The sequence below is a fragment of the Mesobacillus zeae genome, from assembly GCF_003570705.1.
Classification (GTDB): domain Bacteria; phylum Bacillota; class Bacilli; order Bacillales; family Cytobacillaceae; genus Mesobacillus_C; species Mesobacillus_C zeae.
In genome coordinates, this window is sequence record NZ_QWVT01000059.1 from 1 (window position 1) to 1,586 (window position 1,586).

Here is a 1,586-nt window from a genome sequence, read left to right on the forward strand (position 1 = left end):
TAAACCAGCTAATAGGATGTCAATATTTTTCATTAAAAATCTAAAAAATAAATGCTATACTAAAAATGCTCATGCCAAATAACCTTCCACTTTACTATTGGAAGGTTTTTCATTACTTTCTTAATTGTATCTCTTAAGCCAAATCGAGGAAAGTTTCTTTGCTTTTTAGTAATGCAAAAATCCAATGAACTAGTTTGTTTGTACAAGCAATCATAGCTACTTTAAAAGGCTTTCCTTCTTCTCGCTTTTTATCATAGAACGCTTTTAATTTCTTATTTCGAGAGCCTCTAATCCCACAGAGAACAGCCATATATAGGGCATGACGCAATCTACTTGATCCTCTCTTGGTGATTCGATTTATCGTCGCTGTAAATTTACCCGATGAATGTACACTTGGATCAATCCCAGAGAAAGCAACCAGTTTTTTAGGGTGATTAAACCGTTCAATCTCTCCAATTTCGGAAATAATCGTTGCCGCGATTTTTTCTCCGATACCAGGGATCGTTTGGATAATCTTATATTCTTTTATTTCTCCTGCAAGGGCATCTATTTGATCATCTAACTTTGCTAGATGCTCTTGATATTGGAGAAGCATTTGAATATACATCTCAAGACCTATCAAATGACTTTGATACAATGTACTCTTAAATGGATTACGCTTTGCTGCTTCGATAAGCTTCTTTGCTCTTTCGTTTGCCCAACACTCCGAACGACTTGTACATAAACTCGCAATCCTATCCGCTAATTCAGATTCCCCTACCTTCAAAACAGATTCAGATGTGGTATATTCCAACAGTGTATGTAATGAAACCTTCGAATACATATCTCCAAAAACTCCTTTATACTCAGGGAATACTTGTTCTAATATGGCATTGAACTGCAACTTAGCTTGTACATACAGACCTGTTAGTGTTTCGTGTTGTCTCGTAAGGTTACGAAGGTTTAACAGCTGAGTCCCACGCTTTTTATAAGGCTCCAACTCTTCCTTGTAAAAAAGTTCGCATAAGCAATAGGCATCGACTGCATCAGTTTTAACCTTCCGTAAACTTGATTTCTTTGCTTGATATGATAGTAGCGGATTAACCATTATATACAAATAATTATGTTCCTCTAAGAACTGAATGACTGGCGTGTGGTAATGCCCTGTTGCTTCTAATATGACAGTCGGTTTTTGACCAGACTCATTCTCTATCTTTCTCAAAAAGTGAAATAATACTTCTAACGATTCATTGGTATGCGATACCTTAAAACTCTTGCCATAAGGTTTTCCCTTATCTAAAAATGCCTGAACTTCACTTTCCCCACTTGAAACATCCAGACCAACTACTGGATTCATTGTTTATCTCTTCCTCTCTCAAATTACTAACCAGTAACCCCTATTCCATCTTGAAGTATCATAGCTTCGCTTGTTATACGAGATCGTTGTCCCAACCAGCCTCAAACATGTTTCTACAAGTAGGGGGCGGACAGTTTAGTTGACGGGATCAATGCCCCACGCACCCGTACGTCCTACCCTGGCTACTGATATAATAGAATCTATTAAAAAAAGGTCAACCAGTAAAAACTGGTTAACCTTATAATACGAA

1 protein-coding gene is annotated in these 1,586 nt (G+C 37.2%); it reads right to left on the bottom strand.

Annotation, left to right across the window (positions count from 1 at the left end; genetic code table 11):
• Positions 1-133: 133 nt before the first annotated feature.
• Entirely contained in the window at positions 134-1,336 is a 1,203-nt protein-coding gene (locus D1970_RS21540; protein WP_119114900.1) for an IS110 family RNA-guided transposase, read from the bottom strand.
• Between the last annotated feature and the right edge of the window lie 250 nt (positions 1,337-1,586).